Source organism: Demequina subtropica, assembly GCF_000971235.1.
Lineage (GTDB): Bacteria > Actinomycetota > Actinomycetes > Actinomycetales > Demequinaceae > Demequina > Demequina subtropica.
Map to the genome: position 1 here is coordinate 46,490 of NZ_BBMB01000001.1, position 18,230 is coordinate 64,719.

19 protein-coding genes are annotated in these 18,230 nt (G+C 72.9%); 8 read left to right on the plus strand and 11 right to left on the minus strand.

The window, feature by feature from the left end:
• Positions 1-2: 2 nt before the first annotated feature.
• Complete coding sequence (locus tag AOM06_RS00245; RefSeq protein WP_062301096.1) at positions 3-1,103, minus strand: PDDEXK family nuclease; 1,101 nt, start codon at positions 1,101-1,103, stop codon at positions 3-5.
• 319 nt (positions 1,104-1,422) lie between these two features.
• Positions 1,423-1,980: a hypothetical protein gene (locus AOM06_RS00250; protein WP_062301099.1), complete on the minus strand. Its 558-nt coding sequence runs from the start codon at positions 1,978-1,980 to the stop codon at positions 1,423-1,425.
• 153 nt (positions 1,981-2,133) lie between these two features.
• Between AOM06_RS00250 and AOM06_RS00255 the strand changes: the two genes are divergently transcribed.
• A complete protein-coding gene (locus AOM06_RS00255; protein ID WP_062301102.1) occupies positions 2,134-3,741 on the plus strand; it encodes a methyl-accepting chemotaxis protein in 1,608 nt (535 codons plus the stop codon).
• A gap of 18 nt (positions 3,742-3,759) precedes the next feature.
• Here the strand turns inward: AOM06_RS00255 and AOM06_RS00260 are convergent, their stop codons facing one another.
• Genes AOM06_RS00260 through AOM06_RS00275 form a run of 4 tightly spaced genes read right to left on the minus strand, consistent with a single transcriptional unit; the run spans position 3,760 to position 8,779 of the window.
• Positions 3,760-6,711: an AAA family ATPase gene (locus AOM06_RS00260; protein ID WP_062301104.1), complete on the minus strand. Its 2,952-nt coding sequence runs from the start codon at positions 6,709-6,711 to the stop codon at positions 3,760-3,762.
• The gene (locus AOM06_RS00265) at positions 6,708-7,904 is read right to left on the minus strand and encodes an exonuclease SbcCD subunit D (RefSeq protein WP_062301106.1); all 1,197 of its coding nucleotides are present in this window, start codon (positions 7,902-7,904) and stop codon (positions 6,708-6,710) included. The genes AOM06_RS00260 and AOM06_RS00265 overlap by 4 nt, the downstream gene beginning before the upstream one ends.
• A 46-nt stretch (positions 7,905-7,950) precedes the next feature.
• Positions 7,951-8,244 carry a hypothetical protein gene (locus AOM06_RS00270; protein ID WP_062301108.1) on the minus strand — a complete coding sequence of 98 codons (294 nt, stop codon included), beginning with the start codon at positions 8,242-8,244 and terminating at the stop codon, positions 7,951-7,953.
• Between the two features lie 58 nt (positions 8,245-8,302).
• The gene (locus tag AOM06_RS00275; protein ID WP_062301110.1) at positions 8,303-8,779 is read right to left on the minus strand and encodes a CoA-binding protein; all 477 of its coding nucleotides are present in this window, start codon (positions 8,777-8,779) and stop codon (positions 8,303-8,305) included.
• A gap of 383 nt (positions 8,780-9,162) precedes the next feature.
• Between AOM06_RS00275 and AOM06_RS00280 the strand changes: the two genes are divergently transcribed.
• A complete protein-coding gene (locus AOM06_RS00280) occupies positions 9,163-9,360 on the plus strand; it encodes a hypothetical protein (RefSeq protein ID WP_062301112.1) in 198 nt (65 codons plus the stop codon).
• Between the two features lie 96 nt (positions 9,361-9,456).
• Positions 9,457-10,974 carry a glycerol kinase GlpK gene (glpK, locus tag AOM06_RS00285; protein WP_062301114.1) on the plus strand — a complete coding sequence of 506 codons (1,518 nt, stop codon included), beginning with the start codon at positions 9,457-9,459 and terminating at the stop codon, positions 10,972-10,974.
• 7 nt (positions 10,975-10,981) lie between these two features.
• On the opposite strand, the gene AOM06_RS00290 is transcribed toward glpK, so the two are convergent.
• Entirely contained in the window at positions 10,982-11,557 is a 576-nt protein-coding gene (locus tag AOM06_RS00290) for an LbetaH domain-containing protein (RefSeq protein ID WP_062301116.1), read from the minus strand.
• Between the two features lie 202 nt (positions 11,558-11,759).
• Between AOM06_RS00290 and AOM06_RS00295 the strand changes: the two genes are divergently transcribed.
• Genes AOM06_RS00295 through AOM06_RS00310 form a run of 4 tightly spaced genes read left to right on the plus strand, consistent with a single transcriptional unit; the run spans position 11,760 to position 13,987 of the window.
• Positions 11,760-12,170: a hypothetical protein gene (locus tag AOM06_RS00295; protein ID WP_156163513.1), complete on the plus strand. Its 411-nt coding sequence runs from the start codon at positions 11,760-11,762 to the stop codon at positions 12,168-12,170.
• Positions 12,171-12,225: 55 nt separating this feature from the next.
• Positions 12,226-12,687, plus strand: a complete 462-nt coding sequence (locus tag AOM06_RS00300) for a heme-degrading domain-containing protein (RefSeq protein ID WP_062301120.1) — start codon at positions 12,226-12,228, stop codon at positions 12,685-12,687.
• Entirely contained in the window at positions 12,687-13,196 is a 510-nt protein-coding gene (locus AOM06_RS00305) for an aminoacyl-tRNA deacylase (protein ID WP_062301122.1), read from the plus strand. Before AOM06_RS00300 ends, AOM06_RS00305 begins: the two co-directional genes overlap by 1 nt.
• Before the next feature lie 20 nt (positions 13,197-13,216).
• Positions 13,217-13,987 (plus strand): DUF6226 family protein, encoded by a 771-nt coding sequence (locus AOM06_RS00310; protein WP_156163514.1) that lies wholly within the window; start codon positions 13,217-13,219, stop codon positions 13,985-13,987.
• Positions 13,988-14,008: 21 nt separating this feature from the next.
• On the opposite strand, the gene AOM06_RS00315 is transcribed toward AOM06_RS00310, so the two are convergent.
• Complete coding sequence (locus AOM06_RS00315) at positions 14,009-14,602, minus strand: dienelactone hydrolase family protein (RefSeq protein ID WP_062301127.1); 594 nt, start codon at positions 14,600-14,602, stop codon at positions 14,009-14,011.
• A 120-nt stretch (positions 14,603-14,722) separates the two neighbouring features.
• On the opposite strand from AOM06_RS00315, the gene AOM06_RS00320 reads away from it, so the two are divergent.
• Complete coding sequence (locus AOM06_RS00320) at positions 14,723-16,423, plus strand: cation:proton antiporter (protein ID WP_228372796.1); 1,701 nt, start codon at positions 14,723-14,725, stop codon at positions 16,421-16,423.
• A gap of 9 nt (positions 16,424-16,432) precedes the next feature.
• Here AOM06_RS00320 and AOM06_RS00325 read toward each other — a convergent pair whose 3' ends face one another.
• Genes AOM06_RS00325 through AOM06_RS00335 form a run of 3 tightly spaced genes read right to left on the minus strand, consistent with a single transcriptional unit; the run spans position 16,433 to position 18,151 of the window.
• On the minus strand, positions 16,433-17,188 hold the full coding sequence (locus AOM06_RS00325) for an anti-sigma factor (RefSeq protein ID WP_062301129.1): 756 nt from the start codon (positions 17,186-17,188) through the stop codon (positions 16,433-16,435).
• Positions 17,185-17,823, minus strand: coding sequence for a sigma-70 family RNA polymerase sigma factor (locus AOM06_RS00330; protein ID WP_082105205.1), 639 nt, complete (start codon positions 17,821-17,823; stop codon positions 17,185-17,187). Before AOM06_RS00330 ends, AOM06_RS00325 begins: the two co-directional genes overlap by 4 nt.
• Before the next feature lie 31 nt (positions 17,824-17,854).
• Positions 17,855-18,151 carry a hypothetical protein gene (locus AOM06_RS00335; RefSeq protein ID WP_062301132.1) on the minus strand — a complete coding sequence of 99 codons (297 nt, stop codon included), beginning with the start codon at positions 18,149-18,151 and terminating at the stop codon, positions 17,855-17,857.
• Positions 18,152-18,230: the final 79 nt, after the last annotated feature.

The window sequence follows — 18,230 nt, forward strand, 5'->3', positions numbered from 1 at the left end:
CTTCAGCCCGCGGGACGCGTGAGGTGTCCTGCGCGCACCCGCGCGTCCTGATAGGCCGGCACGAACGACCCGGCGAAGTCGTCCCACCGGTCCAGGAGGCTCGCGCACAGGACGTTGGGGTTCCTGTACGACGACGCCGAGCCCCGGATGTCCGCGAGCGTCGCGAGCAGCGCGTCGACCTCGTCGCCCAGGCCCCGCTCGGCCATGAAGCCGACGTAGAGCTCGACCGACTCGTAGGTGGGGTACCAGGTCGCGAGCGACCCCGTCTCCGGGGTGCTGTAGATGCGTGACTTCGAGGCGTCGCGGGCGTCCCAGCCCAGTCGGGCCGCCAGCACGTCGAGCCGCTCGCCCACGGTGCGCGTCGCGCTGGTCGCCTGCGCCCGGATCTCCGCGAGCGTCAGCGCATCGCCGGCGCGCTTCGCGGACGCGGCGCTCTCCGTGCGGCCGTAGACCTGCGGGGCGAGGAGCTGGAGGCCGTCCGAGCGGTGGCGCGAGATCGCGACGCCGAGCACCTCGGTCTGCTGCATCTGATCGTTGAGGAACTCGATGATGCGCTGGAGCTCGGTGGGGATCGAGTCGGCGACGAACAGCAGCCGGAGCCTGCCCGCCGCGAGGTTCGAGCCGACTGTGCGCCAGAAGCCCTCGACCAGGTCCTCCCTGGCATCGCCGTCCTTCTCCAGCAGGGCGACGACGCGGTCCGCGGCGGCCTCCGGGCTCCCTTCGCGCTGCTCGAGCCACTCGCGCAGGCGCGCCACGGGCCAGTACTTGACGCCGTTCGCGGCGTAGTCGAACATCTGCCCGACCACCTCGCGCCGGATCCGGGTGTCCGTGCTGCGCTTGACCTCGACGATGGTCGGGATGCCTTCCTGATCGACCATGAGGTGGTCGATGCTGAAGCGGTCCCGCCCGCTGTCATCGGTGGCGAGCCCGGGCTCACGCGCCACGAGCAGCCAACGGCGGGGCGCGGCGGGATTGATCTCGGCGCCGGGGATCAGGTCCGGATGCTGCTCGATGAGCGACTGGAGCTCGTCCTCGGTGACGTAGTCGCCGGGCGACATCTCGACCAGCTCGCCGTCGCGGACGAGGAACAGATTGCGCGCCATGGAACCTCCTGGTGGTGCGGCCACCGTATCGGCTCGCAGCCTCGCGGCGAGGTCCTGCACGGCGGGTGTCGCGGGGCGCGGGGGTGGAGTGTCGGGTACTCGCACCTTTCCTGCACGAAGGGGCGACCGCGCGCGCCATCCCTTCGTGCAGAAAAGGTGCGAGGACCGTGCAACGAACCTGACTTCCGCGCGCCCACCGCGCGACCTGGTCACGGCGCGCCGGCGGTGAGATAATGGAGGTGACGAAGGGCAGTAGCCCTGAGGAGCGAGCCCGGCAGCCTCCCGGATGGTTGGTCAGCCGGGCTTCGCGCTGTCCGGATCAGGCCGCCGCCTCGTCGGCGTCCGACGTCACCACCTCGTGGTGCACGATGAGCGGGCTCAGCGCCGCACGATGCTCGCCGCCGCGCGTCCACAGCCACGCGGCCAGGTCCGCGATCCACAGCAGCGGCTCCGAGACCCCGGGCGCGTGGCCGTACTTGAGCCGCGGGATCACGCCCAGCGAGATGAGCGCCGCGATGGTCTGGCGGTCGCGGTACTCGGACGGTCCGTCGCGCTCGAGCAGCCAGTGCGTCACGCCCGCGGACCCGGCCCACAGCGCCATGCCCGCGACGCACGCCTCGCGCGCCACGAACTCCGGATGCGTCTTGGCGTGCTCGACCACCACGAGCTCGACCGTCCCGGCCATCCGCAGCAGCGAGGCGAGCGCGCGCTCGCGCGCCTCCGGGCGCTCGTGCGACGTGTGGAACCGCCGCGACTCCCCGACGCGCCACGTCAGCACCTCGCGTCGCACGCGACGCACGTCCTCGGACGACACGAGCGCACCCGCGAAGCGGTAGCCGTCCACCTTGGACTCGTCGCTGAAGAGATGCCCGTCCACGCGCCGCCTCCCTCACCTCGAGTGTTGCAGGCGCGGACGAGGGTCCGCGAGCGGAAAGGGAGCCCTATTTGACGCGTGGCTATAACATAATGAACACCTGGCCGTCTAGTTCGAAGGTCCCAGAGTTCTCACTGGCCCGGTCTACGAGCCGATATGGCTGTCATGTTGAGCACCATCGGACGCAAAGTGGCGCTGCTGTGCGCCGTCCTTCTCGCAGGCACCTTCGTCGTCGGAGGCTTCGCGGTGATCCGCGTCGAGCAGGTCGCCGACCACCTCCACGTCATCAACGAGGTCAACGCGGTGAAGCAGCGGTACGCGATCAACTTCCGCGGCTCGGTGCATGACCGCGCGATCGCCGTGCGTGACGTGGTGCTCGCATCCGACGGTGCCGAGGTGGACGCCGACGTCGCGCTCATCGACTCCCTGGCCGCGGACTACGCGCAGGCCGAGCAGGACATGGACGCCATCGTCTCCTCGACCGAGCTCACCGACGCCGAGCGGACCGCGCTGACCGACATCGCGGCCGTGCAGGAGGCGACGCTGCCGCTCGTCGATGAGGTGGTCGCGCTTACGCGTGCCGGCGACGCCGAGGCGGCCACGGCCCTGCTCAAGGAGCAGGCCAAGCCGAGCTTCGTCGAATGGCTGCGCACCATCAACGTGTTCATCGACCTCGAGGAGGAGATGAACGCCTCCGAGACCGCCGCGGCGCAGGACATCGTGGGCGGCTTCAAGGCGATGATGATCGGCGTCCTCGCGATCGCGGCCGCGGCCTCGCTCGCCATCGCGTGGCTCATCACGCGCTCGATCACGGCTCCCGTCAACCGCGCGGTCGCCGCCCTCGAGGCGGTGGCCGAGGGCGACCTCACGGTGCGGATCGATGCCAACGGCGGCGGCGAGGTCGGACGCATGGCCCGTGCGATGAACGCCGCGCTCGACTCGATGTCCCAGGTGTTCGCGGCGGTCACCGCATCGTCCGGCCGCCTGCGCGCCGCGTCGTCCCGCATGGGCGGCCTCTCGGACGAGGTCACCGGTGCCGCCGGCGACTCGATGGCCCGCGCCGAGGGCGTGGACAAGAGCGCGCGCGACGTCTCCGCGAGCATCCAGGTGGTCGCGAGCGGGGCACAGCAGATGGGCGCCTCGATCCGGGAGATCGGCGACGGCGCCTCGCGCACCGCGCGGGTGTCGACGCAGGCCGTGCAGTCGGTCGAGTCCGCCGCCGCGACCGTCGCGGAGCTGGGTGAGGCGAGCCGCGCGATCAACGAGGTGGTGACGCTCATCGGCCGCATCGCGGAGCAGACCAACCTGCTCGCGCTCAACGCCACCATCGAGGCCGCGCGCGCCGGCGAGGCGGGCAAGGGCTTCGCGGTGGTCGCCTCGGAGGTCAAGGACCTGTCCCAGGAGACCGCGAACGCCACCCAGGACATCACGCGCCGCGTCGAGGCCATCCAGGTGGGCACCGACCAGGCCGTCGAGGCGATGGGCCGCATGACCGAGGTCATCGGTCAGGTCAACGAGTACGCCCAGACCATCGCGTCCGCGGTCGAGGAGCAGTCCACGACCACCGCCGAGATGACCCGGAGCGCGACGGACGTCGCGAACTCGTCGACCGCGATCGTCGACTCCGTGGTGCACGTCCTCGAATCGGCACGCGGCACGCTCGACTCGGCCTCCTCGTCCCAGGAGGAGTCCGCCGCGCTCGCCGCACTCGCGGACGAGCTCGCCGCACTCGTCGAGCCGTTCCGCACGGGCGCCGGCGCGTAGCCGGCCGGTCGAGCCGCGTCAGCCGTCGCCGAGCGACACGCTGACGCGGCTCGAGCCGTCTCCGGCCTTCACCACCTCGAGCTTTGCCGGGATCTGCTCCTTCATGGTCTCCACATGCGAGATGAGGCCGATGGTGCGGCCGGCATCGCGGAGGTCGTCGAGCGTGGACATCGCGATCTCGAGGGTCTCGGCGTCGAGCGAGCCGAAGCCCTCGTCGATGAAGATCGTGTCGAGCTGGATGCCGCCCGCCGCCGCCGTGACCGTCTCCGCGAGGCCCAGCGCGAGCGCGAGCGAGGCGAGGAACGTCTCGCCGCCGCTCAGGGACCTGGTGGAGCGCGACCGGCCGGTGTGCGCGTCCGCGACGCGCAGCTCGAGCCCGGTCTGCTTGTTGCGGAACTGCGCCGAGTCGTCGTACTCGAGCAGGTACTGGCCGTTCGACATCACGCCGAGGCGGGTGTTCGCCGCCGCGATGATCTCCTCGAGCCGCGCCGCGAGCACGAAGCTCTCCAGCCGCATCCGCCGCTCGTTCGGGGGGTTGCCCTCGAGCGTGCTCGCGAGGGTCTCGACCACCGCGTGGCGCTCGCGCGCCTCGGCCGTCTCCGCGGCCTTCTCGCGGTAGCGCGCGGCGAGCGCTGCGAACTGCGTCGCGCGGCTCTCCGCATCGGCGTGCATGCGCGCCGCCTCCTTGGCCACGCGCTCGGCCTCCGTCGACGCCGCGGCGAGCGCCGCGATATCCGCGACCTCCTCGGGGAGCCCGACCGCCGAGAGCTCCGCGACCACGGCACGCGCCCCGGCGAGGTCCGCCTCGTACGCGACGATGCGCGACTCGAGCGCGGCGAGCTCGACGCCGGGCAGCGCCGCGGCACGCGCCTCGGCCGCCTCCGCGAATCCGGCCTCGTTCAGCGCGCTCGACAGCGTCTGTTGTGCCTCCGACGCGGCGCGCTCGGCGGAGCCCAGCGCCTCGGTCGCGGTCGCCAACGCCTCGACCCGGCCGCGCTCGTGCTCGACCGCCGCGGCACGCTCGGCCACGGAGGCGTGATCCCCGCGCCCGCGTTCCGCCGCGCCCCGCGCCGTTGCGAGAGCCGCCGTGGCCTCTGTCGCGCCCGAGAGCGCGGCCTCGAGCGCCGTGGCTGCCGCGGTCAGCCGCTCCCTCAGCGCCGCGACCTCGGTCTCGAGCGCCGTCAGCTGCTGCGCGATCGCGGTCCCGGCCTCGGCGGCCTGGGCCGCGGCGTCCCGCTCCGCTCGCGCCGAGGCCAGGTCCGCCCCGGCCTCCTCGCGCGTCCCATCGCCGGCCTCGGTGCGCGCGACCTGCGTCGCGGTGTGCGCCTCGGCAGCTCCCGACTGCGCGCGCTCGAACGCGGCGGTCGCCGCGGCGGCGCGCTCGCCGGCCGCCTCGACCTCCTCGTCGGTCGCGTGCTCGTCCGTGGGCTGCGCGGGGGAGGGATGGGTGGTCGCGCCGCACACGTCGCAGGGCTCGCCGGCCACGAGCCGCGCCGCGAGGTGCGCCGCCTGCGAGCGCAGGCGTCGCTGCAGCAGCGCGTCGTGCGCGCCGACGGCCTCGCGCCGTGCGCCGGACGCCGCGGCCTCGCGCTCGCGCGCCGCGGCGAGCGCCGCCTCGAGCGCGACCAGCCGGTCATGCGCGGTCACCGTGCGCTCGGCGCGCGTCACCGCCGCCTCGAGATCCTCGAGCCGCGCAGCGGCCGCGGCCAGCTCGTCGCGGTGCGCGCGGAGCTCCTGCTCCCGCGCGGGCGCCGCATCGATGTCCACCTGAAGGGCATCGCGTGCTGCTCGCGCGGCCTCGGCCTGCGCGCTCGCGGCGTTCGCGGAGGCCTCGAGGGTCGCGAGCGAGCGCTCGGCGTCGAGCGCGCCGTCCAGGGCGCCACGCGAGGTGGCGAGCTCGCGGGCACGGGCGCGCAGGCTGTCGAGCGACGAGCCGCCGAGCGCCTCGGACCCCACGAGCGCCGCATCCCTGGCCTCGCGCGCCGACGTCAGAGCGGCCGACGCGCGCTCCGCCACGCCGAGCGCACCCGCCACGGGCACGGCCCGGCGGGCGAGATCGCGCCGTGCGACGTCATCCGCGTGCGCCGATGCGCCCTCCTCCAGCGCGGTCACGCGCTCCCGTGCGGTGGCGAGCCGCGCGCGCTCCGACTCGATGCGTCGCGCCTCGGCCAGCGCCTCGCGGGCCGTGGTCGCGGCATCGCCCGCCGCCGTCGACGCGACGCCGAGCTCGGACGCCGTGGCGCGCAGCGCATCGTCCACGCTCGCGAGCCAATCCTCGCGCGAGCCCGCGCCGGGAGCCTGGACGCCCGCGACGGTCGCGGCGTTGCGCGCGACCACCTCGAGCTCCGCGTCGGCCGCCTCGATGGCCCGGTAGCGGGTGCGCGCGAGGTCGCGGATGGACGCGGTGAGGTCCTCGAAGCGCTGCGTGCCGAACAGCGAGCGCAGCAGCCTGAGCCGGCTGTCCGTGCCCGACTGGAGGAACTCCGCGAAGCGGCCCTGCGCGAGCAGGATCACCTGGAGGAACTGGTCGGAGGTGAGCTGCATGATCGCCCCGACCTCGTGGCCCACCTCGCGCGGCGCCATCGCGACCGCCTCCCAGTCGCCGCCCGCCCACCGCCAGAGCTTGGCCGAGGGCTTCTCGGTGGTGGTGCCGGTGCCGCGCGACTTGGGTCGCTCGTACTCGGGCGTGCGCGTGATCCGGTACCGCTGCGTTCCCACCTCGAAGACCAGCGTCACCTCGGTCGGGTCCGCGGGCGTGCAGAACTGGCTGCGCGCGGTGGCCTTGGTGCCGTCGTAGCGAGGCACGTCCCCGTAGAGCGCGAAGGTGATCGCGTCGAGGATCGTCGACTTGCCGGCGCCCGTCTTCCCGGTGATGACGAACAGCCGGTCCGTGTCGAAGGCCGTGAAGTCGACCTCCTGCCGCGCGAGGTAGGGCCCGAAGCCCTCGAGGGTGAGGCTGATCGCCTTCATCGCGAGGCCTCCTTCGCGGCGAGCGCCCCGAGCGCGTCGGCGATCAGCGCGTCCTCGTCCGCGGTGGCGCCGTGGCCGTTCCGCGTGAACTCCAGGAAGGCCTCGACCAGCTCGGTGTCCGTCTTCCCGCGGGTCCGCTCCGAGTAGCTGGCCTCGCCGTGATCCGCGACGTGCGCGGGACGATGCGTGAGCGTCACCGCGTGCGGGTACCGCTCTTGGATGCGCCGCATCGCGTCGCGGGGGCGGAGGTCATCGGTCAGCACCACGTCCACCCAGGCGTCCATGGCGTCAGGGTGCGCATCGGGCGCCAGGAGCTCCTCGAGCGTGCCCTCGAGCCGCACGGCCGCACGCGGGGTGGGCAGCTCGACGCGCTCGACACCCGGCTCGGAACCGGGCGTGCCGATGTCGACCAGCCACGCGCTCTTCGCGGAGCTGATCTCGCCGAAGCTGAACCGCAGCGGAGCGCCGGAGTAGCGCACGCGTGGCGACAGCGTGACGCGCGAGTGGATGTGCCCGAGGGCGACGTATGCGGCGCCGTCGAACGTGGACGGCGGGACGATGTCGAGCCCGCCGCGCGTGATGTCCCGCTCCTCGGCACGGCCGGACTCCTCGGTGGTCTCCTGCACGGCGTCGCCCGCCTCACCCGAGCAGAAGGTGTGCGCCGCGACCACGTACCGGGCGTCCGCGCCCGCCCGTGCCGCCGCATCGTCCCTGATGAGGTCCATGGCGAAGGCGTGCGCCGCCGCCTGCGTGGTGCCCTCGAAGGCCGGGAAGGCCGAGCGCAGGAACTCCGGGTGCGGGTAGGGGATCCCGTAGAGCAGCACCTCGCCGTGCTCGTCCTCGAGCGTCACGGGCGTGGCCAGCGCACCGAGGTCCGTGAGCACGTGGACCCCGCCGAAGGCCGCGAAAGCCGCCATGTGTCCCAACCGGGCCGGGCCGTCGTGGTTGCCCGAGGTGAGGATCACGTCCGCGCCCGCGGAGCGGATCGCCGCGACCGCCGTGTTGAGCATCGTGAAGGCCTCGGCCTTGGGGGTCGAGCTGTCGAACACGTCGCCCGCGACCACCACGGCGTCGACGCCGCGCTCGGCGACCGCCGACGCGATCGCCGCGAGCACCACGGCCAGGTGCTCATCGGTCGAATGCCCGTGGAACGTGCGCCCGATGTGCCAGTCGCTCGTGTGAAGGATCCGCATGCCGCGAGGCTAGCGGCAGGCGCCGACACCCACAGCGGCGCGGGCGTCAGCCGGCGTCCATCTCCTGCTCGTCCAGCAGCGCGCGCGTCTGCCGCGTGGTGACGCCCACGAACGTGAGGATGCGCGCGGCGACCGAGAACAGCACGAACGCAGGCACCGTCGAGATCGCGCCCACGAGCGCGCCGATGCCGAACGCGCCCCAGGAGAACGCGTCGGTGTCGCCTTGGAACACGAAGCCCGCGATGATCGCCACCGCGAGCGTCTGCGCGAGACCCCAGAGCCACATCACCGCGGACTCGTCGGACAGGTCGATGCTGACGTCAGGCTTCGCTGCGCTCATGGAGCGAACCTATCGACGCGCCGCGCGCGGGGCATGCCCCCACTTCTGGGGACGCGGCTCACACGTTCCGCGGCACGTTCCCGGACAGCTTGAGCATCGCGCACATGAACTTGTGGCCGCCGTCGGCGGTGGGTCCGAACATGCAGGGACAGCCGCCGTCGATCACGCGGATCCCGTGCTCGCGGCCCCAGGCCGCCGCGGCATCGTCCACGCTGCCGCCGCCAGGCCCGCGGTGCATCCAGACGTCCTTGATGCCCAGCTCGGCGGCCTCCTTCATGGTGTCGAGCGCGCGCTCGGGGCGCGTGCCGATCACCACGGCCTCGACGCCGCCGGGCACGGCGGCGAGCGACGGGTACGCGGTCTCGCCCTCGATGGACTCGGCGTTCGGGTTGATGGGGAAGGCCTGGTAGCCGCGCTCGCGCAGGCGCTGGTAGACGGCGTTGGACCCGTGCGATCCGGGCGTGCGGGACACGCCGGTGACGGCGATCCGCTGATGGGCGAGGAAGGCCTCCGCGGCCTCCTTGATGGCAGGCATGATCGACTCCTTCGGAGTTTCAGCGGGGACTGCTCTTCTATGGTCCGCCCGCGCCGCGCTCGCGACAACGGGAACGATGCGCGGCCTCGCTACAGCAGCAGCGCGGCCAGCGCCGCGAGCCCGACCCCCACGAGGCCGCACCAGGCCCACACCAGGATGGCGTAGGTGGGCACAGGGCTGCGCGGGGTGGTGGTCGGAGTCATGCGAGCATCGTGGGCCGCGCCGCGTCGCCTCGCCAGACCCCATTTGTGGGGGTTCGTCCCCGGGTGCCCCCAGAAGAGGGGGCTTGGCCCTCCACGCCGCCCGCGCCAGGGTGGAACTGGAGCGGCCGATGCGTGCCGCAGCTCGTGGGGGATGCAACGCAGGGGGATGCAGTGAAGGGGATGAAGGAGACCACCCGGTCCGCGATCGACGCGACGCTCGCCGCGGTGGTCGCGATCGCGGTGGTCGCGTACTTCGTGTGGATGTTCCGCGACGGCTCGGGGTGGACCGCGTCCGCGGTCCAGGTGCTCATCGCGCTCGGCGTGATCGTGCCCCTGTGGGGCGTCGCGGTGTACCGCGCCTACCGCCCGGCGCGCTGATCGGGGGGCCAGCGCGGCGGGTGGTAGGCGCCACCGCCAGGTGACATCGTCATGCCTGGACGGGCCGCGGGCGCGTCCGCTCGCTACCGTGAGCACATGACCCGGTACGTCCTCGCCATCGATCAGGGCACCACGTCGACGCGCGCGATCGTGTTCGACCACGATGCTCGGGCGGTCGCGCAGGCCCAGCGCGAGCATCGTCAGCTGCTGCCGCGAGCCGGCTGGGTCGAGCACGATCCGCTGGAGATCTGGGCGCACACCCGCCTGGTGGTCGCGGAGGCCTTCGCGCAGGCGAACATCACGCGCCTCGACCTCGCGGCCGTGGGCATCGCCAACCAGCGCGAGACCACCATCGTGTGGGACCGCCGCACCGGCGAGCCGATCCACCCCGCGATCGTGTGGCAGGACACGCGCACGCAGGACCGTATCGACGCGCTCGCGGACGGGGACGGCGTGGACCGCTTCCGCGAGATCACGGGCCTGCCGCTCGCGACGTACTTCAGCGCCAGCAAGATCGCGTGGATCCTCGACAACGTCTCGGGCGCCCGGGACGATGCGGAGGCGGGGCATCTCGCGTTCGGCACGCCGGACACGTGGCTCGCGTGGAACCTCACGGGGGGCGTGGACGGCGGCATCCACGTCACCGACGTCACCAACGCCTCGCGCACGCTGCTCATGGACATCGGCTCCCTCGAGTGGAGCGACGAGGTGCTCGCGGCGTTCGACATCCCGCGCGCGCTGCTGCCGCAGATCCGCTCGAGCTCAGAGGTCTACGGCCACGGCTACATGAACTCCCTGCTGCGCGACGTCCCGATCGCGGGGATCCTGGGCGATCAGCAGGCCGCGATGTTCGGCCAGGCGGCCTTCTACCCGGGCGAGTCGAAGGGCACGTACGGCTCTGGCGCGTTCCTGCTGGTGAACTCCGGCGACGAGGTCATCCACAGCGAGAACGGGCTGCTCGCCACGGTCGCGTACCAGCTCGGCGACGCACCGCCGGCGTACGCGCTCGAGGGCTCGATCGCCGTCACGGGGGCGCTGGTCCAGTGGATGCGCGACAACCTCGGCATCATCGAGGAGGCCGGCGACATCGAGCAGCTCGCGGCGAGCGTCTCCGACAACGGCGGCGCCTACATCGTCCCGGCCTTCTCCGGGCTCTACGCGCCGCTGTGGCGGCCCGACGCCCGCGGGACCATCGTGGGGCTCACCCAGTACGTGACCAAGGCGCACCTCGCGCGCGCCGCGCTCGAGGCGACTGTCTTCCAGACCCGCGACGTGGTCGCCGCGGGCGAGGCCGATGCGGGGGTGCCGCTGCGGGCGCTCAACGTCGACGGCGGGATGGCCGTGGACGGCCTGCTCATGCAGTTCATGGCGGACATCCTCGGCTGCGACGTGGTGCGACCCGAGGTGACCGAGGCGACGGCGCTGGGTGCCGCGCACGCGGCGGGCCTCGCGGTGGGCTACTGGGCGGACCTCGACGAGCTCCGCGACCACTGGCACGAGGACCGGCGCTGGGGCCCTCTCATGCCCCGCGGCGAGGCCGAGCGCCTCTACCGGAACTGGCGCAAGGCCGTCGCGCGCTCGCTCGACTGGGTCGACGAGGACGTCGACGAGTAGGGGGCCCTCACCCCTCGGGGAAGCGCGGCCCCTTGTCCTGCGCCGGGTTCCCGGCGACGATGCGCCCCGCCGGGACGTCGTGCATCACCACGGTGGCGGGGGAGACCAGGCAGGACCGCCCGAGCGTGACGCCGCCGGTGACGATGCACCGCGAGGTCACCCACGCGCCGGGCTCGATCACGAGAGGCCGCGTGATGAGCGCCATGTCGCGGCGGTGCGCGTGGCTGCCGGTGGTGAGGAGCGTCTCCTGCGACACCACCGCATCGTGCCCGATGGTCACCTGATCCTGGTTGTGGATCCACACGCCCTCGCCGATCCAGCAGTGGTCGCCGACCTCGAGCTTCCACGGCAGCTTGACGCGCGTGCGCTGACGGAAGATCACGCCGTCCCCGATCCGCGCGCCGAACGCGCGCAGCGCCGAGACCCTCAGGCGTGACGAGGGCTGGAGCGCATTCGTCACCACGAGCCACTCGACGGCCATCCAGGCGGCGACCACCAGGGGGGAGCGCCCCCACGCGGCGCGCTCGCCCGGCGCCTCGCTCAACGGGATCACCGGCGGTCCGGTGCGCACGTCCTCGTCCATCCCTGAGCCCCCTCCGCTCCGCTTCCTCCGATCATGCCGCCACGGGCGGCGTCACGGGAAGGGCGGTTTCCCCTGTCGCAAGCGGTCTTTGCCCCAACGATCAGGGCGTTGGCTACGTCTTTACCTGTGATTGGAATATTCGTAACCGCGTTCCGGTTGCGGGAAGCAGGCCGAGGGGCTGGACTGTGAAAAGGGGTGAACCGTGACTGTTCCGCACATTTCCGTCAGCACCTGGAGCGCGCGTCGCGGCCGGGAGCTGTTCTCGGACGTGCGGCTCAGCGGGCTCCTGGCGCGGCCCACGCGGGCTCGCACGGCCGTCGCCTCGGGGGCCGGCATCGCATGGGTGGACGTGGTGATCCAGGTGGTCGTCGGCGCGGCGATGCTGTACGCGATGTGGTGGGTGCTCGCGGTCGGCGTGTTCGGTCACGCGGTGCAGGGCGCGGCGAGCTGGTACGTCGACACGATCATCCCCGCCTTCGACACGGGCACCCCCGCGGTCCTCACCGGCACGGACTTCACCGAGGGCTTCTTCGTCCCGGCCCCCGCGCCGCCGGCGATGCTCCAGTACGACGGCCCCGCCGCGGTCGAGTTCGAGCAGGCGATGGGCCTCTGAGCCGCCGCGCGACCGGTCGCGCTAGCGTGGGGAGCACCGGCGGGAGGGAGCCCCCATGTTCAGCGGACTGACGCCCGAGTTGTGCGCGCAGGCCTGGGAGATCGTGAAGCCTGCGATCGAGCGCGCCGCCGAGCACGGAGCGATCCGCGGCGCCGTGGGCGACCTGGTGGTGATGGACCCGGCGCGGCCGGGCACGATGCTGTGGGCGGGGTCGATCGGCGACACCGAGGACAAGACCTACGGCTACGCGGTCGCGAAGGCCAAGGTCGCGGAGCGCACGGGGCTCGACACGTCGCGCGTGCGCATGGAGGCCCCGCACCTCTACACGGCGGGCGACATCGTCTATCCCGGAGGGGTGGCGCGCCACGGGATGGTGGTCGCGTTCTCGGGGGTCGAGGGCGAGGCGGACGAGATGATCGCGGAGTGGTTCATCGCGGCGGTGCGGGGGCTCGCGCGGCTCGCCTTCGTGTCCCCGCATGGCCCGGACGCGACCGGCACGCGCTACCTGGGGGAGTGATGGACGCGCCCGACACCCCGGCGCTGCGGGCGCTCGCGGACACCGGCATCGACGTCGAGGTCACGGTCCACGGCCCGGTGCGCTCGCTCGAGGAGGCCGCCGAGGTCCGCGGCCTCGATCCCCGCCAGATCCTCAAGACGCTGGTGGTGCGTCGCGCGGAGGGCGAGTACCTCTTCGTGCTCGTGCCCGGCGATCGCGAGATCAGCTGGCCCAAGCTGCGCGCGCTGCTGGGCGTCAACCGCATCTCGATGCCCGACAAGGACGTCGCGCGCGAGGTGACCGGCTACGAGCGCGGCACCATCACGCCCTTCGGCGCCCGGCCGGATCCTGCGACCGGCCGTGCCTGGCCCGTCATCGCCGACGCGCTCATCGTCTCGCGCGAGGGCCCCGTCTCGATCGGCGGGGGTGCGCACGGCGTCGCGGCGACCGTGGACACGCAGCAGCTCGTCGAGGTCCTCGACGCGCGAATCGCCGACGTGACCGAGCCCGTCGCTCCCCGTGGAGGCTGAGCCCTTGTAGGGTGTCGCACGTGTACGAGAGGCCTGCGCTGCCGGAGCTCGTCTTCACCGACGCGGACGGCGAACCGATCCCGTACGGATCCCGATGGGGTGACGACGGGCCGCCCGAGCGTACCTACTCGCGCACGCGCCACCCCGAGCGCTTCGCGCCGCTCGTGAAGGTCGCGGACGCCCTGATCGCGCACCTCGAGGCCACGTACGACGTGGACGTGCGTCGCACCGACGGCCTGCCCGAGGACGCCCCCGAGGCGCTGAGGCGCTTCGAGCACGGCGACCTGCGCATCGTGCGCGCTACCACCCTGCTGCCGCGGCACGATGCGTCCGCGCCGCTCGTGATCGCCGAGACCAGCTTCCCGAGCATCGTGGTCGCCATGGGCGCCGCGGGCCTCGAGCGTGCGCCCGACTGCGGCTGCGACGCGTGCGACGAGTCGCTGGAGGCGAGCGCCGACGAGCTCGAGCGCCTGGTCTTCTCGGTGGTCGAGGGTCATTACCAGGAGCGGTACACCTGGACCGACGGCATCGAGATCATCATCGGTGGCGCGGACGGCGCGAGCTACAACCGTCAGCCCCGGCACGCCGCTGACAAGGAACGGGTCGACGCCCTCAAGCAGAGCCAGCGTGAGCGTCACGGCGAGCGCTGGCTGCCCTGGCCTCCCCGCCGCGACGACGAGGACGCCCCCGCGTGGGACGGCCCGCCCCGGCGCATGCGCACGCGCGCCGAGCACGAGGCCGCGATCGAGGAGGCGCTGAGCCGCATCAAGCGCCGCCTGCGCACCGCGTAGCGGCCGCAGGGCCGGAGCGGCCTACGCCATCTGGCGCGAGCGCTGGTGCTCGTCGAGGTCCGCGAGCCACGCGGTCGCACGCTCCTCGAACTGGTCAGCCGCATCGGCGTCGTAGTCGGGCAGCGACGCGTCCATGAACAGGTGCGCCTTGCCGGTGTAGCGGTAGATCCGCGCGTGGGGCGCGTGATAGAGCAGCGCGTCGATCTCGGCGGGCTCGACCCACTCGTCAGGGTCTGCCACGTGGATCTGGAGCGCGACCTCGTGGCGCCACACGCCTCCGAGGGCGGCGGGCGGGAGCGCGCCGCCGACCAGCAGGCACGCGCGGAACCGACGGCGGTCCTGCGCGAGCAGCTGCGCCTGCATGGCGCCCAGCGAGTAGCCGATCACCACATCGGCTCCGCGGTGGCGCCGGGCGGCGGAGTGCGCGGCCTCCTGAAGCGCATCGTGCCCGATGCGTTGGGCGTACGCGACGCCCTCGTCGATGTTGTCGAAGGTCGCGCCCGCGTAGCAGTCGGGGCAGTGGACCGTGTGGCCGTTCGCGCGGAGGCGGTCGGCGAAGGACAGGAGCCCCTCGGTGAGCCCCTTCGCGTGGTGGAACAGCAGAATCTCGGCCATGACTCATCCTCTCGCTGAGAGCGTGTCCGCGCGACCCCAGCGCCGCGTCGGTCGCGCATCCTGGCCCTCAGGTGGTTGGCTGAGGGCGTCGGATGCCGGTCCGTTCCAGGGAGGTCGCGCGTGGGAATCGACGAGGTCCTGCTCATCGGCGTGGTCGCGGTCATCGCGATCGTGGCGGTCCACTCCATCGCGCCGCGCGTGGGCGTCGCGGCGCCGCTGCTGCTCGTGTCGCTCGGCGTGGCGGTGAGCTTCATCCCAGGCTTCCCCGAGATCGAGGTCGAGTCCGAGTTCATCCTGCTGGGGATCATCCCGCCCCTCCTGTACTCCGCGGCGGTGAACCTGCCCTCGACGGAGTTCAGACGCGACTTCCGCTCGATCTCGGGCCTGTCGGTGGTGCTCGTGCTGCTGAGCACGATCCTCATGGGCCTGTTCTTCATGGCGGTGATCCCCGGCATCGGCTTCGCGCTCGGCGCGGCGCTGGGCGCGGTGGTGAGCCCCACCGACGCGGTCGCGGTCCAGATCATCCGCAAGATGGGGGTCTCTCCACGCATCGTCACGGTCCTGGAGGCCGAGTCGATGTTCAACGACGCGACCGCCCTGGTGACGATGCGCACGGCCGTGGCGGCCGCCGGCGCCTCCATGGGGCTAGCCGAGGCGACGTGGGACTTCGCGTCCGCCGTGGTGATCGCCGTGCTCGTCGGCCTGGTGACGGGCGAGCTCAACGTGCGGCTGCGCCGCTGGGTCCCCGGCGCCGCGAACAGCACCGCGATCAGCTTCGTGGCGCCGTTCGCGGCGGCCGTGCCCGCCGAGCTGCTGGGCGCGTCGGGCCTGGTCGCGGCGGTGGTCGCGGGCCTGGTGACGGGCTATCGCGCGCCGCTGTACCTGCGCCCGGCGGACCGGATCTCCGAACGCGCGAACTGGCGCACGGCCGAGCTGCTGCTCGAGGGCGTGGTGTTCCTGCTGCTCGGGCTCGAGCTGCTCACGCTGGTCGACGACGTCGAGGAGACGCACGGCTCGGTGTGGAAGGCCGTGGGCCTGGGCCTCGCGGCGCTCGCGCTGGTCCTGCTCATCCGCATCGCGTACGTCGCGCCGCTGGTGCTCGCCGCGGGCCGGCGTGCGCTACGCGTGCGGGCACGGCACGAGCGTGTCGAGGGGCTCGGACAGGAGGCCGAGTCCCACCCGGACCCCGCGCATCGTGAGGCCGTCGCGCGCCGCGTCGAGCAGCACTCGGCGTACGCCGACTACCTCGAGAACCGCCCGCTCGGCTGGCGCGAGGGCGGCGTGCTCGTGTGGGCGGGCATGCGCGGCGCCATCACGGTCGCCGCCGCGCAGTCCCTGCCCTCCGACACCCCGCTGCGCTCGACGCTCGTGCTCATCGCGTTCGTGGTCGCGGTCGGCTCGCTCATGTCCCAGGGCGCGACGCTGCCGTGGGTGACGCAGCGGCTGGGGATCGCGGGGGAGTCCGTGCACGACGAGCGCGAGCGGGCGGAGCTGCGCGACCTGCTGGCCGGGGTGGCGGACACGGTCCTCGCGGACGTGGCGGCGCGCGGCGCCGAGGTCGGCGACTACGAGCCGGCCGTGGTCGACGCGGTGCGCCGCGCGATGGCGCATGCGCGTGCCGAGGACGAGGAGACCGTGCACCACGGCGAGCGCTTCTACGACCTGCGGCTCGCGATCATCGAAGCGCAGCGCGCGCGGCTGCTCGAGGCACGCGCCGTCGGCACGTTCGGCTCGGAGGCGCTCGGCGACGCGTTGCGCATCCTCGACGCCGAGCAGATCTCGCTCCAGCTCCGCGCCGACCACCCCGACGGCGACGACTGACGCGGGGGCCTACAGCTCGACCGACGCGACCATGTCCGTGGTCGGCTGCTCCGAGCCGCCCATCGGCTCCTCGGTCACGACGAAGCCCGTCGCGCCCTCCATGTCCATCTCCATGAGCGTCATGAAGCTGCCGTCGGAGTCGGGCATGAACGTCGGGCCCGCGTGCTTGGAGCCGTCCGCCATCACCACCCACAGCTGGTACTCCATGCCGTCGTCCGGCTCGGGGCAGTCCTCGCCCATGGCGACCACCGACGACATCTTGTCGCTCATCACCAGGTGCGCGGAGCCCAGCCCCAGGTCCATCGAGTGCGCGTCCGGCGCGCTCGTCACCATCATGACGTCGTGCTCGAGCGCGAGCTCGTCGGTCCGGTCGTCGCGCAGCGACGATCCGACCAGGCCTCCCACCGCGAGCACCGCGGCGGCCGCGGCCGCGACGGCCATCCGGGGCCACCAGGCCCTCCGGGGGGACGATGCGGCGGTCGTGGTCGCAGCCGGTGCCCCCTCGGCGGGCACGGGTGCGTCGTCGGACGTGAGCGGCGCCGCCTGGGGCGTCCTCGCGATCTCGGTCATGACCCGCGCCTTGAGCGCGGCGGGCGGTGCGGCGTGCTCGGCGTCGCCCAGCACCGCGGCGGCCTCGCGGAGGCCGGAGAGCTCGATCCCGCAGTCCTCGCACGCGGCGAGGTGGGACTCGAAGTCCTCGCGCTCGGCGGGCGTGACGGCGTCCACCGCGTAGGCGCCGACCAGGGAGTGCACGTTCTCGTTCATCGCGTCCCCTCCCAGGCGTCCCGCAGCCGGATCATGGCATCCCTGATACGTGCCTTCGCCGTGCCGAGCGGGATGTCGAGCGACTCGGCGAGCTGACGGTTCGTGTAGCCCTTGTAGTACGTGAGCTCGAGCGCCTCGCGCTGGAGCGGGGTGAGGGTGGCGAGCCCGCGGCGCACCCGCGCCGCGCGCCACTGCGCGTCCATCGCGTCGACCACGTGCTCGGGGTGCTCGACGTCGGCGGAGTGGCGGGCCCCATGCGTGAGGAGGCGGTCCGCATGGGACTGCTCCGCCCGCACGCGGTCGACGGCGCGGCGGTGCGCGATGGTGAGCACCCATGCGCGCGCCGAGCCCTGGTCGGGGCGGTAGCGCGCCGCGACGCGCCAGACCTCGACCAGGACCTCCTGCGCGACGTCCTCCGCCAGGTGGGGGTCTCGGACGATGCGGAGGGCGAGCCCGTGGACCGCGCCGGCGAGCGCATCGTAGAGCTGCTCGAACGCCGACGCGTCGCCGCGTCCGGAGCGCACCAGCAGGTCGGCGAGCCGCTCGGCATCCCGCCCGGCGCGGGGCGCGGCGTCCGCGGGGCCGGTGCCGCCGGGCACCGCCCGGAGCCCTCCCTCGCGCCGCTGCGCGCTCATGCCGTCCTCCGCATCGTCCTTCACCGGGGCGTCAGCCCTCGTCCTCCATCATGGCGTCCTCGGACTCCATGGCGTCCGGCGACTCCGACATCATCTCGTCGTCCTCCTCCATCATGGTGTCGTCCTCCGACATCGACTCCTCCGGCTCCATCGTGGAGTCGTCCTCCATCATCGTGTCCTCGGACTCCATGGTGTCCGGGTGCATCGTCTCCTCCATCATCGTGTCGTCCGAGGACGTCGACGCGGGCTCGGTGTCCCCGCATGCCGCGAGCGTGCCGCCCGCGAGCAGGATGAGGGCCGGGACGGCCAGGGTGCGCATTCGGTACATGATTCCTCCCTGTCGCGGACCTCCCCGGGTGGGGGCCCGACGCTGGATGTTCGAGGCGGTGCGGCGACCGGATGGGTCG

Excerpts from the sequence above, each read along its gene's own strand:
- AOM06_RS00245 (WP_062301096.1), bottom strand. The coding sequence starts at position 1,103 with ATGGCGCGCAATCTGTTCCTCGTCCGCGACGGCGAGCTGGTCGAGATG.
- AOM06_RS00255 (WP_062301102.1), top strand. The coding sequence starts at position 2,134 with ATGGCTGTCATGTTGAGCACCATCGGACGCAAAGTGGCGCTGCTGTGC.
- AOM06_RS00260 (WP_062301104.1), bottom strand. The coding sequence starts at position 6,711 with ATGAAGGCGATCAGCCTCACCCTCGAGGGCTTCGGGCCCTACCTCGCG.
- AOM06_RS00265 (WP_062301106.1), bottom strand. The coding sequence starts at position 7,904 with ATGCGGATCCTTCACACGAGCGACTGGCACATCGGGCGCACGTTCCAC.
- AOM06_RS00270 (WP_062301108.1), bottom strand. The coding sequence starts at position 8,244 with ATGAGCGCAGCGAAGCCTGACGTCAGCATCGACCTGTCCGACGAGTCC.
- AOM06_RS00275 (WP_062301110.1), bottom strand. The coding sequence starts at position 8,779 with ATGCCTGCCATCAAGGAGGCCGCGGAGGCCTTCCTCGCCCATCAGCGG.
- AOM06_RS00280 (WP_062301112.1), top strand. The coding sequence starts at position 9,163 with ATGAAGGAGACCACCCGGTCCGCGATCGACGCGACGCTCGCCGCGGTG.
- glpK (WP_062301114.1), top strand. The coding sequence starts at position 9,457 with ATGACCCGGTACGTCCTCGCCATCGATCAGGGCACCACGTCGACGCGC.
- AOM06_RS00290 (WP_062301116.1), bottom strand. The coding sequence starts at position 11,557 with ATGGACGAGGACGTGCGCACCGGACCGCCGGTGATCCCGTTGAGCGAG.
- AOM06_RS00300 (WP_062301120.1), top strand. The coding sequence starts at position 12,226 with ATGTTCAGCGGACTGACGCCCGAGTTGTGCGCGCAGGCCTGGGAGATC.
- AOM06_RS00305 (WP_062301122.1), top strand. The coding sequence starts at position 12,687 with ATGGACGCGCCCGACACCCCGGCGCTGCGGGCGCTCGCGGACACCGGC.
- AOM06_RS00315 (WP_062301127.1), bottom strand. The coding sequence starts at position 14,602 with ATGGCCGAGATTCTGCTGTTCCACCACGCGAAGGGGCTCACCGAGGGG.
- AOM06_RS00325 (WP_062301129.1), bottom strand. The coding sequence starts at position 17,188 with ATGAACGAGAACGTGCACTCCCTGGTCGGCGCCTACGCGGTGGACGCC.
- AOM06_RS00330 (WP_082105205.1), bottom strand. The coding sequence starts at position 17,823 with ATGAGCGCGCAGCGGCGCGAGGGAGGGCTCCGGGCGGTGCCCGGCGGC.
- AOM06_RS00335 (WP_062301132.1), bottom strand. The coding sequence starts at position 18,151 with ATGTACCGAATGCGCACCCTGGCCGTCCCGGCCCTCATCCTGCTCGCG.